Genomic DNA, 17,022 nt, shown 5'->3' on the forward strand with positions numbered 1-17,022 from the left:
AAAAGCTAGAGCACAATGCTTTCAGTTATGTCTGAGCATCATGTTCTAGCTTTAACTAAATTCTATTATACAACACAATCACACGATTGATTATGCTTCTATTGTATCTTTGATGTGTTCAATATATGCGATAGCACTTTGTGCTGCAATACTACCATCACCTGTTGCAGTAACGATTTGACGTAAACCTTTTTCACGTACATCGCCTGCTGCGTAAATACCAGGAATGCTTGTACTCATATCTTCATTCGTTAAGACATAACCGACTTCATTTGTAATACCTAAATCTTGGAAAGGTACTGTCAGTGGTTTCATACCAATATAAATAAATACACCATCCGCATCTAATGTTTGTTCAGAACCATCTTTTGTTGATTCTAATGTGACTGATCCTACTTTACCATCTTTGTCGTTAATTGTTTTTAGTGTGTGGCTCCAGATAAAATCAATTTTTTCATTTTTAAATGCGCGATCTTGTAATATTTTTTGCGCACGTAATTCATCTCTACGGTGTACAATGGTTACGCTATCCGCAAATTTTGTAAGGAATGTGCCTTCCTCAACGGCTGAATCACCGCCACCAATAACAAATAATTTTTTACCTTTAAAGAATGCACCATCACAAACTGCACAATAACTTACACCACGGCCACCAAGTTCTTGTTCACCTGGCACACCAATTTTTTTATATTCTGCACCTGTTGAGATAATAACTGCATGTGCAGTGATTACTTTATTTCCTAGGTTCACTTCTTTATATGCGCCTTTATCTTCGATTGATTTAATGTCACCATATTGATATTGTGCACCAAATTTTTTCGCATGTTCAAACATTTTTGTAGATAAGTCCGGACCTGTTACCATTTCAAATCCTGGAAAGTTTTCAACTTCTTCCGTATTTGCCATTTGTCCACCAGGCATGCCACGTTCTATCATTACAGTACTTAAGTTTGCGCGAGATGCATAAACTGCTGCAGTCATACCTGCTGGGCCTGCACCAATAATTGCAATATCAAAATCCACTTGTTCAGCCATTTTAATTGCCTCCTGTTTATTAATTCAATATGCGAAGTATATATGATTACTTGCATTTTATAAACTTATATGCTCACTAAATAATCTATCGTCTTATTTAAACGGTAAGATGAAATTTTAAACCACTCTAAAACTTGTTGCTTTGTAACTTTGATTTCAGAATGACGAAAATACATATATACAAATGCAGCAACATAATCACTAACATTTGCTAGGTCAACTTTTTCCGAAATAATCGCTTCTGCTTGATCAATCCATACTATAAATAAATCTTCATTATTTTTCAATGCCTCAATATCATAAAGCATTAACATGCCTTTGTGAATAAAATCTAATTTATTTAATTTTAAATCTTGAATTAAATAAGTCAAATAGAGTTTCTCATAATCATTCATAGATTCTAGTACACCCCAAATTTCTTGGGTTAAGAGTACTTCACGACCCTTTAATTGGTTTAATAAAAAGATGCCATATAATCTATGGTGGCTATTATCATTCAACAATAACGGCAATACTTGTTGGTCAAAATACGCTTTGCTCTCTTCAATAACCCAAGGTGCATGGCCAACATCAACTTTAGAAATTTCTTGTAATTTTGTCCAAAAGAATTTACTTTCTTCAAGATTGCCTAAATGATAATGATTATAGCTGAGTGCATTATACATTTGAATCGAAAGGAACTTTCCTCTTCTATAGAGTGGTTGTAGAATCTTTTGCGAAGCTTCATATTGTTTTAAATAACAGAGCACGATACCTAATTTAAATGACTCATCTTCATTCATCGGCATTACTTTGTTTAATATTTTTAAGTAGCGATGATATTTTTCACTATCATTCGTGTTATATAGCAACAATGTATAATGACATAAAGCATGCACATCTGTGTTGTCCTCGCTTAATAAACGTTCAAACATTTCTTTAGCAGTTTCGTATTCGTTTAAATATAAATAACACATTGCTAATAAATTACGTACGACGCGGTGTTCTTGAATGTCAGTACTTTGATTTAAAATAAAATTTCGAGCCTCTGGTAAGCGGCCTTGTGAAAATAAATATTGGAAAATAAGTTGAATCGCAAATAATTTACTTTCTGTCTCTATTTTTTCAGGTGTATGATATGAGACTTCAAACATTTCTTCAAGTTCTTCTTTATAATCCTCATCACCAGATATTGTTACATAGTTAATACCAAATAAAAATGCTTTATTGGCTTCATTCATCGTTATATTTAACTGGCTTAATTGAAAATAACTTTCTTCAACTTCTTCACCTTGTGCAATACTTTCATAAAAAAGATGTTCAGCCTTGCTACCTATACCTAAACTAACTAAACACTCCGAATATTTTACTTTTGTTTCAAAATCCTGAGGTGACATTTCAAGCACTTTAGCGAAGTAAGATGCCGCTTTTTTATATTCTTGTTGATGAAATTTTTGATCACCTAATTTTTTATAAAATTGACTATCTAATTTCATTGGTATTACATTGTCTTTATGCGCCATCCTTCGTCACCTCCTAAATGTTTCTTTATTTTATTATTAGTATGGGATTCCCATACGCTAATGCATGATCTGGAATATCTTTGGATACAATAGAACCCGCACCAATCTTAACATGATTACCAATGGTAACGCCTGGTAGGATGGTCACATTGGCACCAATCAAGGTATGATCCCCAATTTTCACAGGGCCTGTAGTAAATGCATCTACTAAAAATTCATGTGTTAAAATCGTTGAATTATAGCCAATCACACAATTTTTACCAATCGTGATGTATTCAGGATACAATAAATCAGGAACTACTTTGAAAGCGAATGCTGTATGAGCCCCGATATCCATTTTCAATAATTTACGATATGCCCAATGTTTTAATTTCACATTAGGCAAATAACGGCAAACTTCAATAATTAACGTTTGTTTAAACATTTTCATTCCTTTGACAAAACGATACATATGCCATAAAGGATTTTCACCTTGAACTTGTTGTTTCTTTAAATTACGCATAAATGACTATCACTTCACTTCTTTACTTGGCCATGATAATGGACCAACAGCTTTATAACGTGGCGCATCATATTTAACACGTCTAACAATCATTATGACGACACCTATTATGATTAAAATAATGGACATTAATTGGGCAATTCGGATATCACCTGCAAGCATTAAACTATCCGTACGCATGCCTTCTACAAAGAACCTGCCAATGGAATACCAAATTAAATAGAGACAGAAGGTATCACCAATACGTAAGTGTTTTCTTAATAGAATTAAGATAACAAATCCTAACACATCCCAAATAGACTCATAAAGGAATGTTGGTTGATAGTATTTTCCATCAATATACATATTATTAATTATAAAGTCAGGAATATGTAAGTTTTCAAGGAAAGATTTAGAAACTGTGCCCCCATGCGCTTCATGGTTCATAAAGTTTCCCCATCTTCCAATACCTTGTCCTAAAATCATACTTGGCGCAATCACATCACCAATTTGAAATGGATTAATATTTTTTTGTTTACAAATAATAATACCCGTTACGAATCCACCAATAAGACCACCATGTATGGCAATACCACCCTGCCAAATCATTGGGATTTCAATTGGATGTTGTACATAATACGGCCACTGAAAAATAACGAAATATATTCTAGCAACAATAAAACCAAATATGGCACTCCAAAATATAATATCGACGAGTGTATCTTGATGGAATCCAATACGTTTCACGCTTGCTTGTGCAATAAAGTAACCTAGCAGTATGCCCATAGCAATAATAATGCCATACCAACGTACTGAAATCGGTCCTAATTCAAACGCAATCGGATCGATATAGCTTAACGTCATCATTGATTATTCCCCTCACTATGATTACCATTACGCAAAATTTCCGCATTTAAACGGTCATTAAATTCTTCTGCTGTATTGATACCCATGATATTCAGTCTATAGTTCATCGCAGCTACTTCAATAATCACCGCCACGTTACGACCTGGTCTTACTGGAATGGTTTTTTTCGTTATTTCTGTGTCTAAAATACGTAATGTTTCTTCGTTTAGCCCTACACGGTCGTATAGTTTTTCTTTATGCCAATTTTCTAAGTGAATATTTAAACGCAGGCGCTTCTCAGTCAGAATTGAACCGGCACCAAATAAAGTCATAACATTTATAATGCCTAGTCCTCTAATTTCTAACAAATGTTCAATTAATTTAGGTGCACGACCTATTAATTCATCTTTACTAATTTCTCTGATTTCAACATTATCATCAGCTACAAGTCTGTGACCGCGTTTGATTAATTCCAGCGCTGTTTCACTTTTACCTATACCAGAATCGCCTGTGATTAACACACCAACACCGTAAACATCAACAAGCACACCATGCAATGAAGTCGTTCTAGCGAGTTCATGCTCTAAAAAGGTAGTCAAACGACTCATCAATTGAGTTGTGGCAATTGTGGACGTGATCAATGGCGTTTCGTGTTCTTTCGCAGCTTCTATAAGTTCTTCCGGAGGTTCTAAATCTCTTGTCACTATAATCGCTGGTGTTTCTGGACGACATAATTTTCTCATACGTCCTTTCCGTTCTTCATCAGGCAATAAATTATAGAAAGATAACTCAGTAGTTCCTAATAATTGAATACGGTCAGAGGCATAATGAGAGAAATAACCTGCCATTTCTAAACCCGGTCTTGATATATCAGTATTTTTAATTTGTTTATTTAAACCCGCTTCACCTGTGATTACTTCAAGCTTAAAGCGTTCTACTAAACTCTGTGTAGTTAACATGCGTTCACCTCTATCATTCTTTCTTCTGCATTTGTACTATGTTCATATCATATCAAAAAGAACTAATAATCTATATTAAAAAGTGCAGACGAAGTATATTTTAATATATGCCTTATATAAATTATATACGATATTTCTTATTAAAAGCTGATTCATTTTAAAATTAACGATAAACTTAACATTTTATGTTTGCGACATGTTATCAAAGGTTAACAATCACAAAAAAGCTCTTGCTTCACACATGTTACATGGTGTCGCAAGAGCTTTGTTATGTTGTTGGAAAATAGAGACGATATAATTGCTATTGTTTTACCGTGTCTCTTTCTAAGACTGGTTTTAAATATTTACCAGTATAACTTGCTTCTACTTCTGCAATCTTTTCAGGTGTACCCGTTGCAACAACAGTACCTCCACCGTCGCCACCTTCTGGACCTAAATCAATAATATGGTCTGCCATTTTAATGACATCTAAATTATGTTCAATAATAACCACAGTGTCACCATTCTCAACTAACTTGTTTAAAACTTTCAGTAATCTACTGATGTCATCCACATGTAAACCTGTTGTAGGTTCGTCGAGTATATAAATGGAGCGTCCTGTTGAACGTTTGTGTAATTCTGATGCAAGTTTCACACGCTGTGCTTCACCACCAGATAACGTTGTCGCAGGTTGACCTAATGTAACATAACCTAAACCAACATCTACTAACGTTTTTAACTTACGATGAATTTTCGGAACATTTTCGAAAAATGCCGTCGCTTCTTCAGCAGTCATCGCTAGGATTTCTGCAATATTTTTCCCTTTATAAGTTACTTCAAGCGTTTCACGATTATATCTCGTGCCACCACAAACTTCACACGGTACGTAGACATCTGGTAAAAAGTGCATTTCAATTTTAATGATACCATCGCCTTTACAAGCTTCACAGCGACCACCTTTAACATTAAAACTAAAACGACCTTTGGTATAACCTCTGACTTTAGATTCATTTGTTTGTGCAAATATATCTCTAATATTATCAAAAACCCCAGTATACGTAGCTGGATTTGATCTTGGCGTACGTCCAATAGGCGATTGATCAATATCTATAATTCGGTCTAATTGATCTATACCATTAATTTCATCATATTCACCTGGTTTCACTTTAGATTTATTGATTTGTTTCGCTAAAGATTTATAAAGCACTTCATTAACTAAAGTACTCTTACCAGAACCTGAAACACCCGTTACAACAGTCATCGTTGATAATGGGAAATCTACATCAATGCCTTTTAAATTATTACTACGCGCACCTTTAACAATAATTTTGCGATCAGTAATGTCTCTTCTTGCTTCTGGCACTTCAATGCGTTTTTTGCCGCTTAAATATTGTCCGGTTAAAGAGTGTTTGTTGCTCATAACTTGTTTAGGTGTACCACTTGCAACAATCTCACCACCATGCTCACCAGCGCCAGGACCAACATCCACTAAATAGTCTGCTGCACGCATGGTATCATCATCGTGTTCAACAACGATTAACGTATTACCTAAATCACGCATTTCTTTTAAAGTGCTAATTAATCTATCGTTATCTCTTTGATGTAAACCTATGGATGGTTCATCTAATACATATAAGACGCCAGAAAGTCTAGAACCAATTTGTGTTGCTAGACGGATACGTTGCGCTTCGCCACCAGATAAAGAACCAGATGCACGATTTAAAGTTAAGTATTCTAGTCCTACATTATATAAAAATTCTAATCTAGAATTAATTTCTTTCAATATTTGATTGGCAATTTTTTGGTCTTGTTCTGAAAGCGCAATATGATTATAGGCATCTAATGCGTCTTTAATTGAACGCTCAACGACGTCACCAATATTTTTCCCATCTACATAAACTGATAAAGCTTCGCGACTTAAACGTTTACCATGACACGTTTCACAAGGTAACTCAGTCATGTACTTACTCATCATTTCTCTTACTAATTCAGAAGGAGAATCATGGTATCGTCTACTGATATTATTTATAACACCTTCAAACGCCATCGTACGTTTACGAGATTGGCCGTTACGTTGCGTAAATGTGAAGTCTATTTCTTTACCTTTAGATCCGTATAAAATAATATCTTTTTGTCTGTCAGTTAATTTTTTAAATGGTTTGTCCATGTTAATTTTAAACACTTCGCACACGCGTTTTAATATCGTAGGATAAAAATCCGAACTCGATGATTCCCAAGCAACGATTGCACCTTCATTTAAGGTTTTACTCGTATCTGGTACGACTAACTCTAAATCAACCGTTAATTTCTGACCTAATCCATCACATGTAGGGCAAGCACCAAACGGACTATTAAAACTAAACATACGTGGCTCTAACTCACCAATTGAAAAACCACAAATCGGACAAGCATGATTTTCTGAGAACTTCAATTCTTCACCGTCAATGATATCGACAATGAGCGTTCCTTCTGACAATTGTAACGCCGTCTCAATGGAGTCAGCTAAACGCGTTTCGATACCCTCTTTGACAACAAGACGGTCAACTACTACCTCAATTGTATGATTTTTATTTTTATCTAAGGCTGGTACTTCATTGACATCTAATATTTCTCCATCAACACGTACACGTACATAACCTTTTTTTGTTATATCGTCTATCAGTTTTTCTTGAGCGCCCTTTCTATGAGAAACCACAGGTGCTAAGATTTGAATTTTAGAACGTGCTTCTAATTTCATCACTTGGTCAACCATTTGTTGAACTGTTTGTGATTCTATTTCAATACCATGGTTAGGGCAAAAAGGTTTACCGATACGCGCATATAGTAAACGAATATAATCATAAATTTCTGTGACTGTCGCAACAGTAGATCTTGGGTTTTTACTAGTTGTTTTTTGATCAATTGAAATCGCTGGTGATAAACCTTCAATCGTATCGACATCCGGTTTATCCATTTGACCTAAAAATTGTCGTGCATAGGCACTGAGAGATTCAACATATCTGCGTTGACCTTCTGCATATATTGTATCGAAAGCAAGTGATGACTTTCCTGAACCGGAAAGCCCTGTCATAACTATTAATTTATCTTTTGGTATTTCAATATCTACATTTTTTAAATTGTGGGCACGTGCCCCTTTAACTACAATGGATGGTTGCTTCATTTGTGTCACCCTTCTGCTTTTAATTCAAATAGCATATCTCTAAGCTCTGTGGCTTTTTCGAAATCTAAATCTTTTGCGGCTTGCTTCATTTCTTTTTCTATATTTGCAATTGTTTTTTCGCGTTCTTTCTTCGTCATTTTCTTCGGTACTTCTGTTTGTTGTTGCTCATTTGTTTCATCGTTTTCAACAGTAGCACTAATCACGTCATGTATTTTTTTATTAATTGTAGTAGGCGTAATGTTATATTTTTCATTATATGCTTCTTGTATCGTACGACGACGTTCCGTCTCATCTAACGCATAGCGCATGGAGTCAGTAATTTTATCTCCATACATGATAACTTCCCCGCGACTATTACGTGCGGCACGTCCAATTGTCTGAACAAGTGATCTTTGAGAACGTAAAAATCCTTCTTTGTCAGCATCTAAAATAACAACAAGAGACACTTCTGGTATATCAATACCCTCTCTTAACAAGTTAATTCCAACAATGACATCATACGTACCCATTCTTAAATCTCTAATGATTTCTATACGTTCGAGTGTTTTAATTTCAGAATGCAGATAATTTACTTTGATGCCTGCTTCTTTTAAATATGTCGTTAAATCTTCACTCATTTTCTTAGTCAACGTTGTAACAAGTACACGCTCATTTCGATCGATTCGATCCTGTATCTCACCAAGTAAATCATCAATTTGATTTTCTGTAGGGCGCACTTCAATCTTAGGATCTAACAGACCGGTTGGACGTATGATTTGTTGAACCATCTCATCTGTATGCTCAAGTTCAAATGGTCCTGGTGTGGCTGAAACATAAACCAACTGTTTCGTTTTTTCTTCGAATTCCTCGAATTTTAAAGGTCTATTATCTAGTGCACTCGGCAAACGGAATCCGTGGTCAACTAATACTTGTTTACGAGCACGGTCACCATTATACATACCTCTAATCTGCGGCAAAGTTACGTGCGACTCATCAATCATGACTAACCAGTCATCTCCGAAATAATCAAGTAATGTATAAGGTGTTGACCCCATAGGACGTAATGTTAAGTGAACGGAATAATTTTCTATACCCGAACAGAATCCCATTTCTCTCATCATTTCTAAATCATAATTGGTACGTTGCTCTAAACGTTGCGCTTCTAACAATTTATTTTCTGCATTTAATTCAGCTAAACGTTCTTCTAATTCGTTCTCAATTCTTTGAATTGCTGATTTCATTTTTTCTTCACGTGTTACGAAGTGAGATGCTGGGAAGATTGCAAAATGATCGCGTTCTCTTAATACTTCTCCAGTTAAGTAATTTACTTCACGAATACGATCAATCTCATCACCAAAGAATTCTACACGGATACACATTTCTTCTCTAGATGCAGGGAAAATCTCAACGACATCTCCTCTAACTCTAAACGTACCGCGTCTAAAATCTATATCATTTCTTGTATATTGGACGTCCACTAATTTTTTAAGTAATTCACTTCTATCCATCTCCATGCCAGCACGTATACTAACGACTAAATCACGGTATTCTTCTGGATTACCCAAACCGTAGATACAACTGACACTGGCAATCACAATCACGTCATCTCTCTCAAACAACGCACTGGTAGCTGAATGTCGTAACTGGTCAATCTCATCATTGATTGAAGCGTCTTTTTCTATAAAAGTGTCAGTTGAAGGCACATAGGCTTCTGGTTGATAATAGTCATAGTAACTTACAAAGTATTCCACTCTATTTTCAGGAAAAAATTCTTTGAACTCACTATATAATTGGCCTGCTAAGGTCTTATTATGTGCGATAATCAGTGTTGGTTTACCAACCTGTTTGATTACATTACTCATCGTAAATGTCTTACCAGTACCAGTTGCGCCTAATAGCGTTTGGTGTCTTTTCCCTTCATTAACACCATTTACAATTTTTTGAATTGCTTCTGGCTGATCCCCTTGAGGTTCAAATTCAGAATGCAGTTTGAACGGATAATGTTCCATGGCGACACATGCCTCCTAATTAAGTCTATATCTCTTATTTCGAACCTATTACAATTTGTTTATCTTAAAACGTTCATATATTGATTCTTTACATATCATTTATTCAGATGAATGGTTCTATACTCGTTATATATATTAACAGATTTATGAATACAAAAACAAACATTTGTTCGTAGTTTTAATACTTCTTTTTATAAAGAAAAAACAAACATAGTATGTCACCATGTTTGCATCCATTTGATTTTATATCATAAAAACTTCTTTATTTTTGAAGTTATATTATTATAAATCTCTTATTTAATTATAGCAATTAGGTTGCTCAATGCTTATTATTCAATCATCATCTTTTTTATGCAACTCTAATTGGTCGATGATAAGATACCCCGCTAATAATGAAACGACATCTATGAAAATGATCCATTCATTATGAAAGAACCCCTTTTCAACTGATGCACCTATTAAAATTAAAGTCAATATTGTACCTACCCATTTGCTTCTTGTTAGCACACTGAACAATATAACAAAAACACATGGGAAAAAGGATGCCAATATATACCAAATCATGGAGTTCACCCATTCCTATTATTTAAAATTGCCATTGTTGTTTCACGCAATTCAGATCTTGGTATGAATTTCTCTGTTAGCATCTCTGGGATGATATTCTCGATAAAATCTTGAACTGAGCTAAGATGATCAAATTGCATGATTGTCTCTAGTGACATTTCATAAATTTCAAAAAATAACTGTTCTGGATTACGTTTTTGTATTTCTCCGAAAGTTTCATATAATAAGTCAATTTTATCAGCAACCGACAACAATTGTCCTTCTAAGGAATCATCTTTACCTTCTTGTAATCGCTCACGATAAATAGCTTGATATGGCTCTGGAATTTCCTCATTTATAAAATGGTCTACCATTTCTTCTTCTACTTGAGAAAATAATTTTTTCAATTCTCCACTTGCATATTTCACCGGTGTCTTAATATCGCCAGTAAATATTTCGGCAAAATCATGATTTAATGCTTTCTCATATAAACTTTTCCAATCGACTTCATTACCATGATATTCCTCTACAGTACCTAAATATTGAGCGATTTTTGTCACTTTGAATGAATGAGCAGCGACGTTATGCTCAAAATATTTAAATTTACCCGGCAATCTAATTAATTTTTCCAAATCAGATAAACGTTTAAAATATTGATGTACACCCATGACATCGCCTCCTAGTTTATTAAAAATTGATTATTCTTGATTTTATAATATCATTCAACGCGTTAAATGTCTTATCAATATCATTGAAAAATAATAATCATTTAATTTAACTCATATAATAAAAATAGGTTATATTTCAACGGTATAGTTATCAATGATTTAGGTATAGTCTGGGCGTAGTACAAAAATATTGGATTTGTTTCTATGACGTTGGTGATTGATGACGCATCAAAAACGATGCTGATTGAAAGACTGCTACAATCGTTTATTTAAGCTACTCTGCTTGTTATCTATACATTAAAAGTTCGAGATATTGCCTCATATCCCGAACTCTTATTTAGATAGCGTCACTTCAAATCAAATCATTTTCTACATAGAAGGATAGATTTGTTTTAGTGAATATAATTATATTGGCCTGTGTTATGGATTGTTCTATATGATTTTTGACCTACACCTTGCCAATTCATTTCAGATACGACAATTGAACCATCTGCATTTTTACTTTCAACAACACCTACATGACCATAGTTACCTGCAGTACTTTGGAATATAGCACCTACTTCAGGCGTATTGTTCACTTGATAGCCACTTTGCTGTGCTGCTGAAGCCCAATTATTCGCATTTCCCCATAAGTTTCCAACTGATTTCCCTAATTGTTGTCGACGATCAAAAGCATAATATGTACATTGGCCCCAATCATAATAGTTACTTCCGTTAGATGCGTGTGACACTGGGCTATACTGATAATTTGAAGTTACCTGTTCATTTGCAGTTGTATTCGAAACTTGCTGTCTATCCGAAGCGGAATAATCATTGTTCTGCCATGTTTGCGTTGCATTTGGCGTGATATTCCCTGACGTACGCACATTACGCATAGTATTATTTTCTGCTGTATTGTGTTCGTCATGATTTATTTGTGCTGTTGGTTGAACTGCTTCATGACTATTAAATATTTGCTGTAATTGGTTATTAAGATGCGCTGAACCTTTTTCTGATACCGCAACTAATTGACCTGGATAAATGACTTCACCTAAATTTGGATTCAATTGATACAATTGACTCATTGTCATTTGATGTCTTTCAGCAATTGCTTTAATCGTATCTCCATCCTTAACTTCTACAATGTCAGAATCCGGTAATACGATGGTTTCCCCAACTTGAACATAGTCTCTATTCTGTAAGTGATTTAAATTTTGTATTTCTGTCGTAGTAGTTGCAAATGTTTGTGCTATATCTGTCAAATTAGCATCTTCTTTTACTGTGTGTATTTGGTCTGCTGATGCAACATGGTTCAAACCAAAAAACAAGGCTGCCGAGGTGATAGAAAATGTTAAACCTTTCTTCATTAAGTTTTCATCCTTTACTGTCTTAATTTTAATCAAACATACTATAGCATAATAAAAACAAAGATTTTCTATTGTTATGGTTTTGTAACATAACAGTCAACTTTATATTTCAAACACCTATATTACAAGTCGATAAAAACGCCACAAACCTTGCCATTAAAGTATTTAACATGTTTGATATGATAGATTTGAAAACTTACTCGTAATATTAAAAATTGCATTTTACATATTTAATTAAATATTTATCTGTCCTTTATCAAACAAAAAGAGCCAGATCACAATCTGAACTTTTAATAAGATTGCGCGCTGACTCTACATATTTAAATATATCTTTCTTATATTATGTTTCATTAAAATAGCTGTTTAATGGCTACTTAACCTTCATTTTCATGTTGATCCATTTGACTGCGTAAGAATGCTTCAATAAATGGACCAATGTCGCCATCCATAACAGCATCTACTTTACCCGTTTCTTCGTTTGTACGGTGATCTTTAACCATAGCATAAGGATGGAATACGTAAGATCTAATTTGACTACCCCAGCCGATTTCTTTTTGCTCACCACGAATTTCTGCCATTTCTTGTTCTTGCTCTTCAATTTTTAATTGATATAGTTTAGATTTCAATGTCTTCATTGCTGCTTCTCTGTTTTTGATTTGTGAACGTTCATTTTGGTTATTTACTACGATCCCTGTTGGGTGGTGTGTAATTCTAATCGCTGATTCAGTTTTGTTAATGTGTTGCCCACCAGCACCAGAAGCTCTAAATGTATCGACTGTGATATCATCTGGATTAATATCAATTTCAATCTCAGTATTATTGAATTGAGGTATAACATCACATGATGCAAATGATGTATGTCTTCGACCAGATGAATCGAAAGGTGAAATACGCACAAGACGATGCACGCCTTTTTCAGCTTTTAAATAACCATATGCGTTATGTCCCTTAACGATAAGCGTCACACTTTTAACACCTGCTTCATCACCAGGTAAATAGTCCGCAATTTCGACGTTGAATCCTTTCTGCTCACAATAACGTTGATACATTCTCAAGAGCATATTCGTCCAATCCTGTGACTCTGTGCCGCCTGCACCTGGATGTAATTCCATAATGGCATTATTCGCGTCATAAGGCCCATCAAGTAATAATTGTAACTCGAACTGATCTAATTCATTTTTAAAATCTTGAACGCTTTGCTCTAAATCTTGCTTCATCGTTTCATCATCTTCTTCGAGTAACAAAGCTCTCGTAGTATCCATATCTTCAAGTTCAGACTCTAATGTTCTATATGCATTCACTACTGATTTTAAAGCATTATTCTTATCAATAACGTCCTGAGCCTTTTCTTGGTTATCCCAAAATGTTGGATCGGTCATCATTTCTTCATATTCTTGTATGTTCGTCTCTTTTGCTTCTAAGTCAAAGAGACCCCCTAAGTTGTTCTAGTTTTTCATTATACGTATCTATATTACGTTTTATCTCTGACAATTCCATCATGCATCTCTCCTATGATTATTTGAATGAAATAATAAACTATAACGTATTTCATTTATTTGAAGTTAATAACTCTATTCTACAGAAGTTTGCGGTTTAATTACAACTTTATCTAATTCAAATAAATACCTAACCAAACTTAATTACAAAATAAAACCGAAAGTTAATGACTGCTCATCAAAACTTCCGGTTTTATAACCTGTCACTATGAACTATGCACCGTGACAGTTTTTATATTTTTTCCCGCTTCCACAAGGGCAAGGGTCATTTCTACCAATATGTTCATCTTTCACATAAGGTTCTGCTTTAGCTTTTTCTTTACCATCTTCGGCTGAAACGTGCTCTGCTTTACCAAAGTCTGTTGTTTTATCTCTTTCAAGATCATCTTCTACTGAAACAACCGATTTCAAGATATACTTACTAACATCTTCTTCGATATTTTGCATCATCGTATCGAAAAGTTGATGACCTTCATTTTGATAATCGCGTAAAGGATTTTGTTGACCATAAGAACGCAGATGAATACCTTGTCTTAATTGATCCATCGTATCAATATGATCTGTCCAATGCGTATCTATAGAACGAAGTAAAATCATTCGTTCAAATTCATCAAATTGTGTTCCAATTTTTTCTTTTTGGTCTTTTAATGCAATTTCAACTTTATTCCAAACGAATTCGAAGATATCCTCGTTGTCTTTACCTTTAATATCTTCAACTTTTATATCGCCTTCATTTAAGAATACATCGTCTACATAGTTAATGAATGGTTTATAATCTGGATCGTCCGCTTCTTCATTTACATAGTAGTTCACGCTTCTTTCAAGTGTTGAGCGTAGCATGTCATTAACTAAACCACCACTTTCATCACTATCGATGATACTATTACGTTCACCATAAATAATTTCACGTTGTTTACGTAAAACATCATCATATTCAAGTACACGTTTACGTGCGTCGAAGTTATTACCCTCAACACGTTTTTGCGCAGATTCAACCGCACGTGAAACCATTTTAGATTCAATTGGCGTGGAATCATCCATACCTAAACGGTTCATCATGTTTTGCAAACGTTCTGAACCAAAGCGCACCATCAGTTCATCTTGAAGTGATAAGTAGAAACGACTGTCCCCTTTATCACCTTGACGTCCTGAACGACCACGTAATTGATCATCAATACGACGTGACTCATGACGTTCTGTGCCGATAACAGCTAAACCACCAAGTTCTTGAACACCATCACCTAGTTTGATATCCGTACCACGACCAGCCATGTTGGTAGCTATAGTTACTGCGCCTCGTTGACCAGCACCTGCAACAATATCGGCTTCACGTTCATGGTTTTTAGCATTTAAAACATCATGACGCACGCCATTTTTCTTCAATAAATTTGAAATGTATTCACTGGTTTCAACTGCAACTGTACCAAGTAATACCGGTTGGCCAGCTTTATGTTTTTCAATAACGTCTTGAACAACTGCATCAAATTTACCCTTTTGACTAATATAAATTAAGTCTGGTTTATCAACACGTTGCACTGGTTTGTTCGTAGGAATTTGTGTAACCGTCATATTATAAATGTTTCTAAACTCTTCTTCTTCGGTCTTCGCTGTACCTGTCATACCAGATAACTTATTATACATTCTGAAATAGTTTTGGAATGTGATTGAGGCCATTGTTTTAGATTCATTTTGAATTTTCACACCCTCTTTAGCTTCAATCGCTTGGTGCAAGCCTTCAGAGAAACGACGTCCAGGCATTGTACGACCCGTAAATTGGTCTACAATAAGGACTTCACCGTTATTAACCATGTAGTCAACATCTCTTTGTAATGTCACGTGCGCACGTAGTGCCGTATTGATATGACTGATAACATCTACATTATTTACATCATATAAATTATCAATTTTAAACATGCGCTCTGCTTTATCGATACCTTGTTCAGTTAATTGTACCGCTTTTGTTTTTTCGTCATAATTATAATCATCTTCACTCTTAAGCATTTTTGCAAACACATTTGCTTGTGTATAAAGTGATGTCGATTTCTCTGCTTCACCAGAAATAATTAAAGGTGTACGTGCTTCATCAATTAAGATGGAGTCAACCTCATCGATAATCGCAAAGTTTAATGGTCTCATTACACGTTCTTCTGCATAATTTACCATGTTGTCACGCAAGTAATCGAAACCTAATTCATTATTTGTACAATACGTAATATCACACGCATATGCTTCACGTTTTTCAGTAGTTGTTTTACTATTTAAATTTAAACCTACAGAAAGTCCTAAAAATTCATACAGTTCAGCCATTTCTTGACTCTGAACACTTGATAAATATTCATTGACTGTTATGACATGTACACCGCGACCAGTTAACGCATTTAAATATACGGGCATTGTCGCTGTCAACGTTTTACCTTCACCTGTTCTCATTTCGGAAATATCGCCGCCATGAATCGCGATTCCACCCATAACTTGCACTTTGTAAGGAATCATATTAAACACACGTTTTGACCCTTCTCGTACTAGTGCAAATGCTTCCGGTAAAATATCATCCAATATTTTGTTTTGTTTTTTTATATCTTCTTCGCTCTGTAATTTTTCTTGGAATGCGCTTGTTTTGGCTTTAATTTCTTCATCAGTTAATATCGACATATCCTCTTCAAGTGCGAGGACCTTGTCGGCTAATTTACCAAGGCGTTTTATTTCTTTTTTATTGCCATCTGCAATTTTTGATAAAAAACCCATTCTGTTCGCTCCTTTAGCTTTTTAACTCTTCGCTTACAACAATTTATGATATCATTTATAAGCTTAAATTTACACTTATTGACTTGTCTAAAGTGTCTTACATTGAAATTATATTTCTTGTCCACTTACATTTCTATTTATTTTAAAATAATTGATTATAATCTTGTTCAATAAAAATATACACAAATAGCTATATCACTTTCAAATTATTACATAGTAACATAGCAAAAATTAAGCGTCCACGATTTAACATCATCGTGAACGCTATAGTATA

The 17,022-nt window shown here is 34.6% G+C and carries 12 protein-coding genes; all 12 read right to left on the bottom strand.

The window, feature by feature from the left end; all coding sequences use genetic code 11:
- Positions 1-90: 90 nt before the first annotated feature.
- On the bottom strand, positions 91-1,035 hold the full coding sequence (trxB, locus tag KA893_RS03935; RefSeq protein WP_002483895.1) for a thioredoxin-disulfide reductase: 945 nt from the start codon (positions 1,033-1,035) through the stop codon (positions 91-93).
- Between the two features lie 65 nt (positions 1,036-1,100).
- Positions 1,101-2,537 (bottom strand): tetratricopeptide repeat protein, encoded by a 1,437-nt coding sequence (locus KA893_RS03940; RefSeq protein WP_002483896.1) that lies wholly within the window; start codon positions 2,535-2,537, stop codon positions 1,101-1,103.
- A 25-nt stretch (positions 2,538-2,562) separates the two neighbouring features.
- Positions 2,563-3,039, bottom strand: coding sequence for an acyltransferase (locus KA893_RS03945; protein WP_194375958.1), 477 nt, complete (start codon positions 3,037-3,039; stop codon positions 2,563-2,565).
- A gap of 9 nt (positions 3,040-3,048) precedes the next feature.
- Positions 3,049-3,885, bottom strand: coding sequence for a prolipoprotein diacylglyceryl transferase (lgt, locus tag KA893_RS03950; protein WP_002483898.1), 837 nt, complete (start codon positions 3,883-3,885; stop codon positions 3,049-3,051).
- On the bottom strand, positions 3,882-4,823 hold the full coding sequence (hprK, locus tag KA893_RS03955; protein ID WP_002483899.1) for an HPr(Ser) kinase/phosphatase: 942 nt from the start codon (positions 4,821-4,823) through the stop codon (positions 3,882-3,884). Before hprK ends, lgt begins: the two co-directional genes overlap by 4 nt.
- A 301-nt stretch (positions 4,824-5,124) precedes the next feature.
- Positions 5,125-7,962, bottom strand: coding sequence for an excinuclease ABC subunit UvrA (uvrA, locus tag KA893_RS03960; RefSeq protein WP_069825730.1), 2,838 nt, complete (start codon positions 7,960-7,962; stop codon positions 5,125-5,127).
- 5 nt (positions 7,963-7,967) lie between these two features.
- Complete coding sequence (gene uvrB / locus KA893_RS03965) at positions 7,968-9,950, bottom strand: excinuclease ABC subunit UvrB (RefSeq protein ID WP_002483901.1); 1,983 nt, start codon at positions 9,948-9,950, stop codon at positions 7,968-7,970.
- Positions 9,951-10,283: 333 nt separating this feature from the next.
- Positions 10,284-10,514: a CsbA family protein gene (locus tag KA893_RS03970; protein ID WP_037538954.1), complete on the bottom strand. Its 231-nt coding sequence runs from the start codon at positions 10,512-10,514 to the stop codon at positions 10,284-10,286.
- A gap of 5 nt (positions 10,515-10,519) precedes the next feature.
- Positions 10,520-11,161: a YfbR-like 5'-deoxynucleotidase gene (locus KA893_RS03975; protein ID WP_002483903.1), complete on the bottom strand. Its 642-nt coding sequence runs from the start codon at positions 11,159-11,161 to the stop codon at positions 10,520-10,522.
- Positions 11,162-11,553: 392 nt separating this feature from the next.
- Positions 11,554-12,507, bottom strand: coding sequence for a COG3942 and LysM peptidoglycan-binding domain-containing protein (locus KA893_RS03980; protein WP_002483904.1), 954 nt, complete (start codon positions 12,505-12,507; stop codon positions 11,554-11,556).
- Positions 12,508-12,881: 374 nt separating this feature from the next.
- Positions 12,882-14,004, bottom strand: a protein-coding gene (gene prfB, locus KA893_RS03985) for a peptide chain release factor 2 (protein WP_100217404.1) whose coding sequence is annotated in 2 segments (ribosomal slippage) — positions 12,882-13,931 and positions 13,933-14,004 — 1,122 coding nt in all. Because the reading frame shifts where the segments join, the coding sequence is not laid out codon by codon here.
- A gap of 212 nt (positions 14,005-14,216) precedes the next feature.
- A complete protein-coding gene (gene secA / locus KA893_RS03990) occupies positions 14,217-16,748 on the bottom strand; it encodes a preprotein translocase subunit SecA (RefSeq protein ID WP_002483906.1) in 2,532 nt (843 codons plus the stop codon).
- Positions 16,749-17,022 lie beyond the last annotated feature (274 nt).

The sequence above is a fragment of the Staphylococcus sp. GDY8P126P genome (genome assembly GCF_017891965.1).
Taxonomy (GTDB): Bacteria; Bacillota; Bacilli; order Staphylococcales; family Staphylococcaceae; genus Staphylococcus; species Staphylococcus saprophyticus.

Excerpts from the sequence above, each read along its gene's own strand:
- KA893_RS03970 (WP_037538954.1), bottom strand. The coding sequence starts at position 10,514 with ATGATTTGGTATATATTGGCATCCTTTTTCCCATGTGTTTTTGTTATA.
- lgt (WP_002483898.1), bottom strand. The coding sequence starts at position 3,885 with ATGATGACGTTAAGCTATATCGATCCGATTGCGTTTGAATTAGGACCG.
- uvrB (WP_002483901.1), bottom strand. The coding sequence starts at position 9,950 with ATGGAACATTATCCGTTCAAACTGCATTCTGAATTTGAACCTCAAGGG.
- KA893_RS03940 (WP_002483896.1), bottom strand. The coding sequence starts at position 2,537 with ATGGCGCATAAAGACAATGTAATACCAATGAAATTAGATAGTCAATTT.
- hprK (WP_002483899.1), bottom strand. The coding sequence starts at position 4,823 with ATGTTAACTACACAGAGTTTAGTAGAACGCTTTAAGCTTGAAGTAATC.
- uvrA (WP_069825730.1), bottom strand. The coding sequence starts at position 7,962 with ATGAAGCAACCATCCATTGTAGTTAAAGGGGCACGTGCCCACAATTTA.
- secA (WP_002483906.1), bottom strand. The coding sequence starts at position 16,748 with ATGGGTTTTTTATCAAAAATTGCAGATGGCAATAAAAAAGAAATAAAA.
- KA893_RS03945 (WP_194375958.1), bottom strand. The coding sequence starts at position 3,039 with ATGCGTAATTTAAAGAAACAACAAGTTCAAGGTGAAAATCCTTTATGG.
- KA893_RS03980 (WP_002483904.1), bottom strand. The coding sequence starts at position 12,507 with ATGAAGAAAGGTTTAACATTTTCTATCACCTCGGCAGCCTTGTTTTTT.
- KA893_RS03975 (WP_002483903.1), bottom strand. The coding sequence starts at position 11,161 with ATGGGTGTACATCAATATTTTAAACGTTTATCTGATTTGGAAAAATTA.
- trxB (WP_002483895.1), bottom strand. The coding sequence starts at position 1,035 with ATGGCTGAACAAGTGGATTTTGATATTGCAATTATTGGTGCAGGCCCA.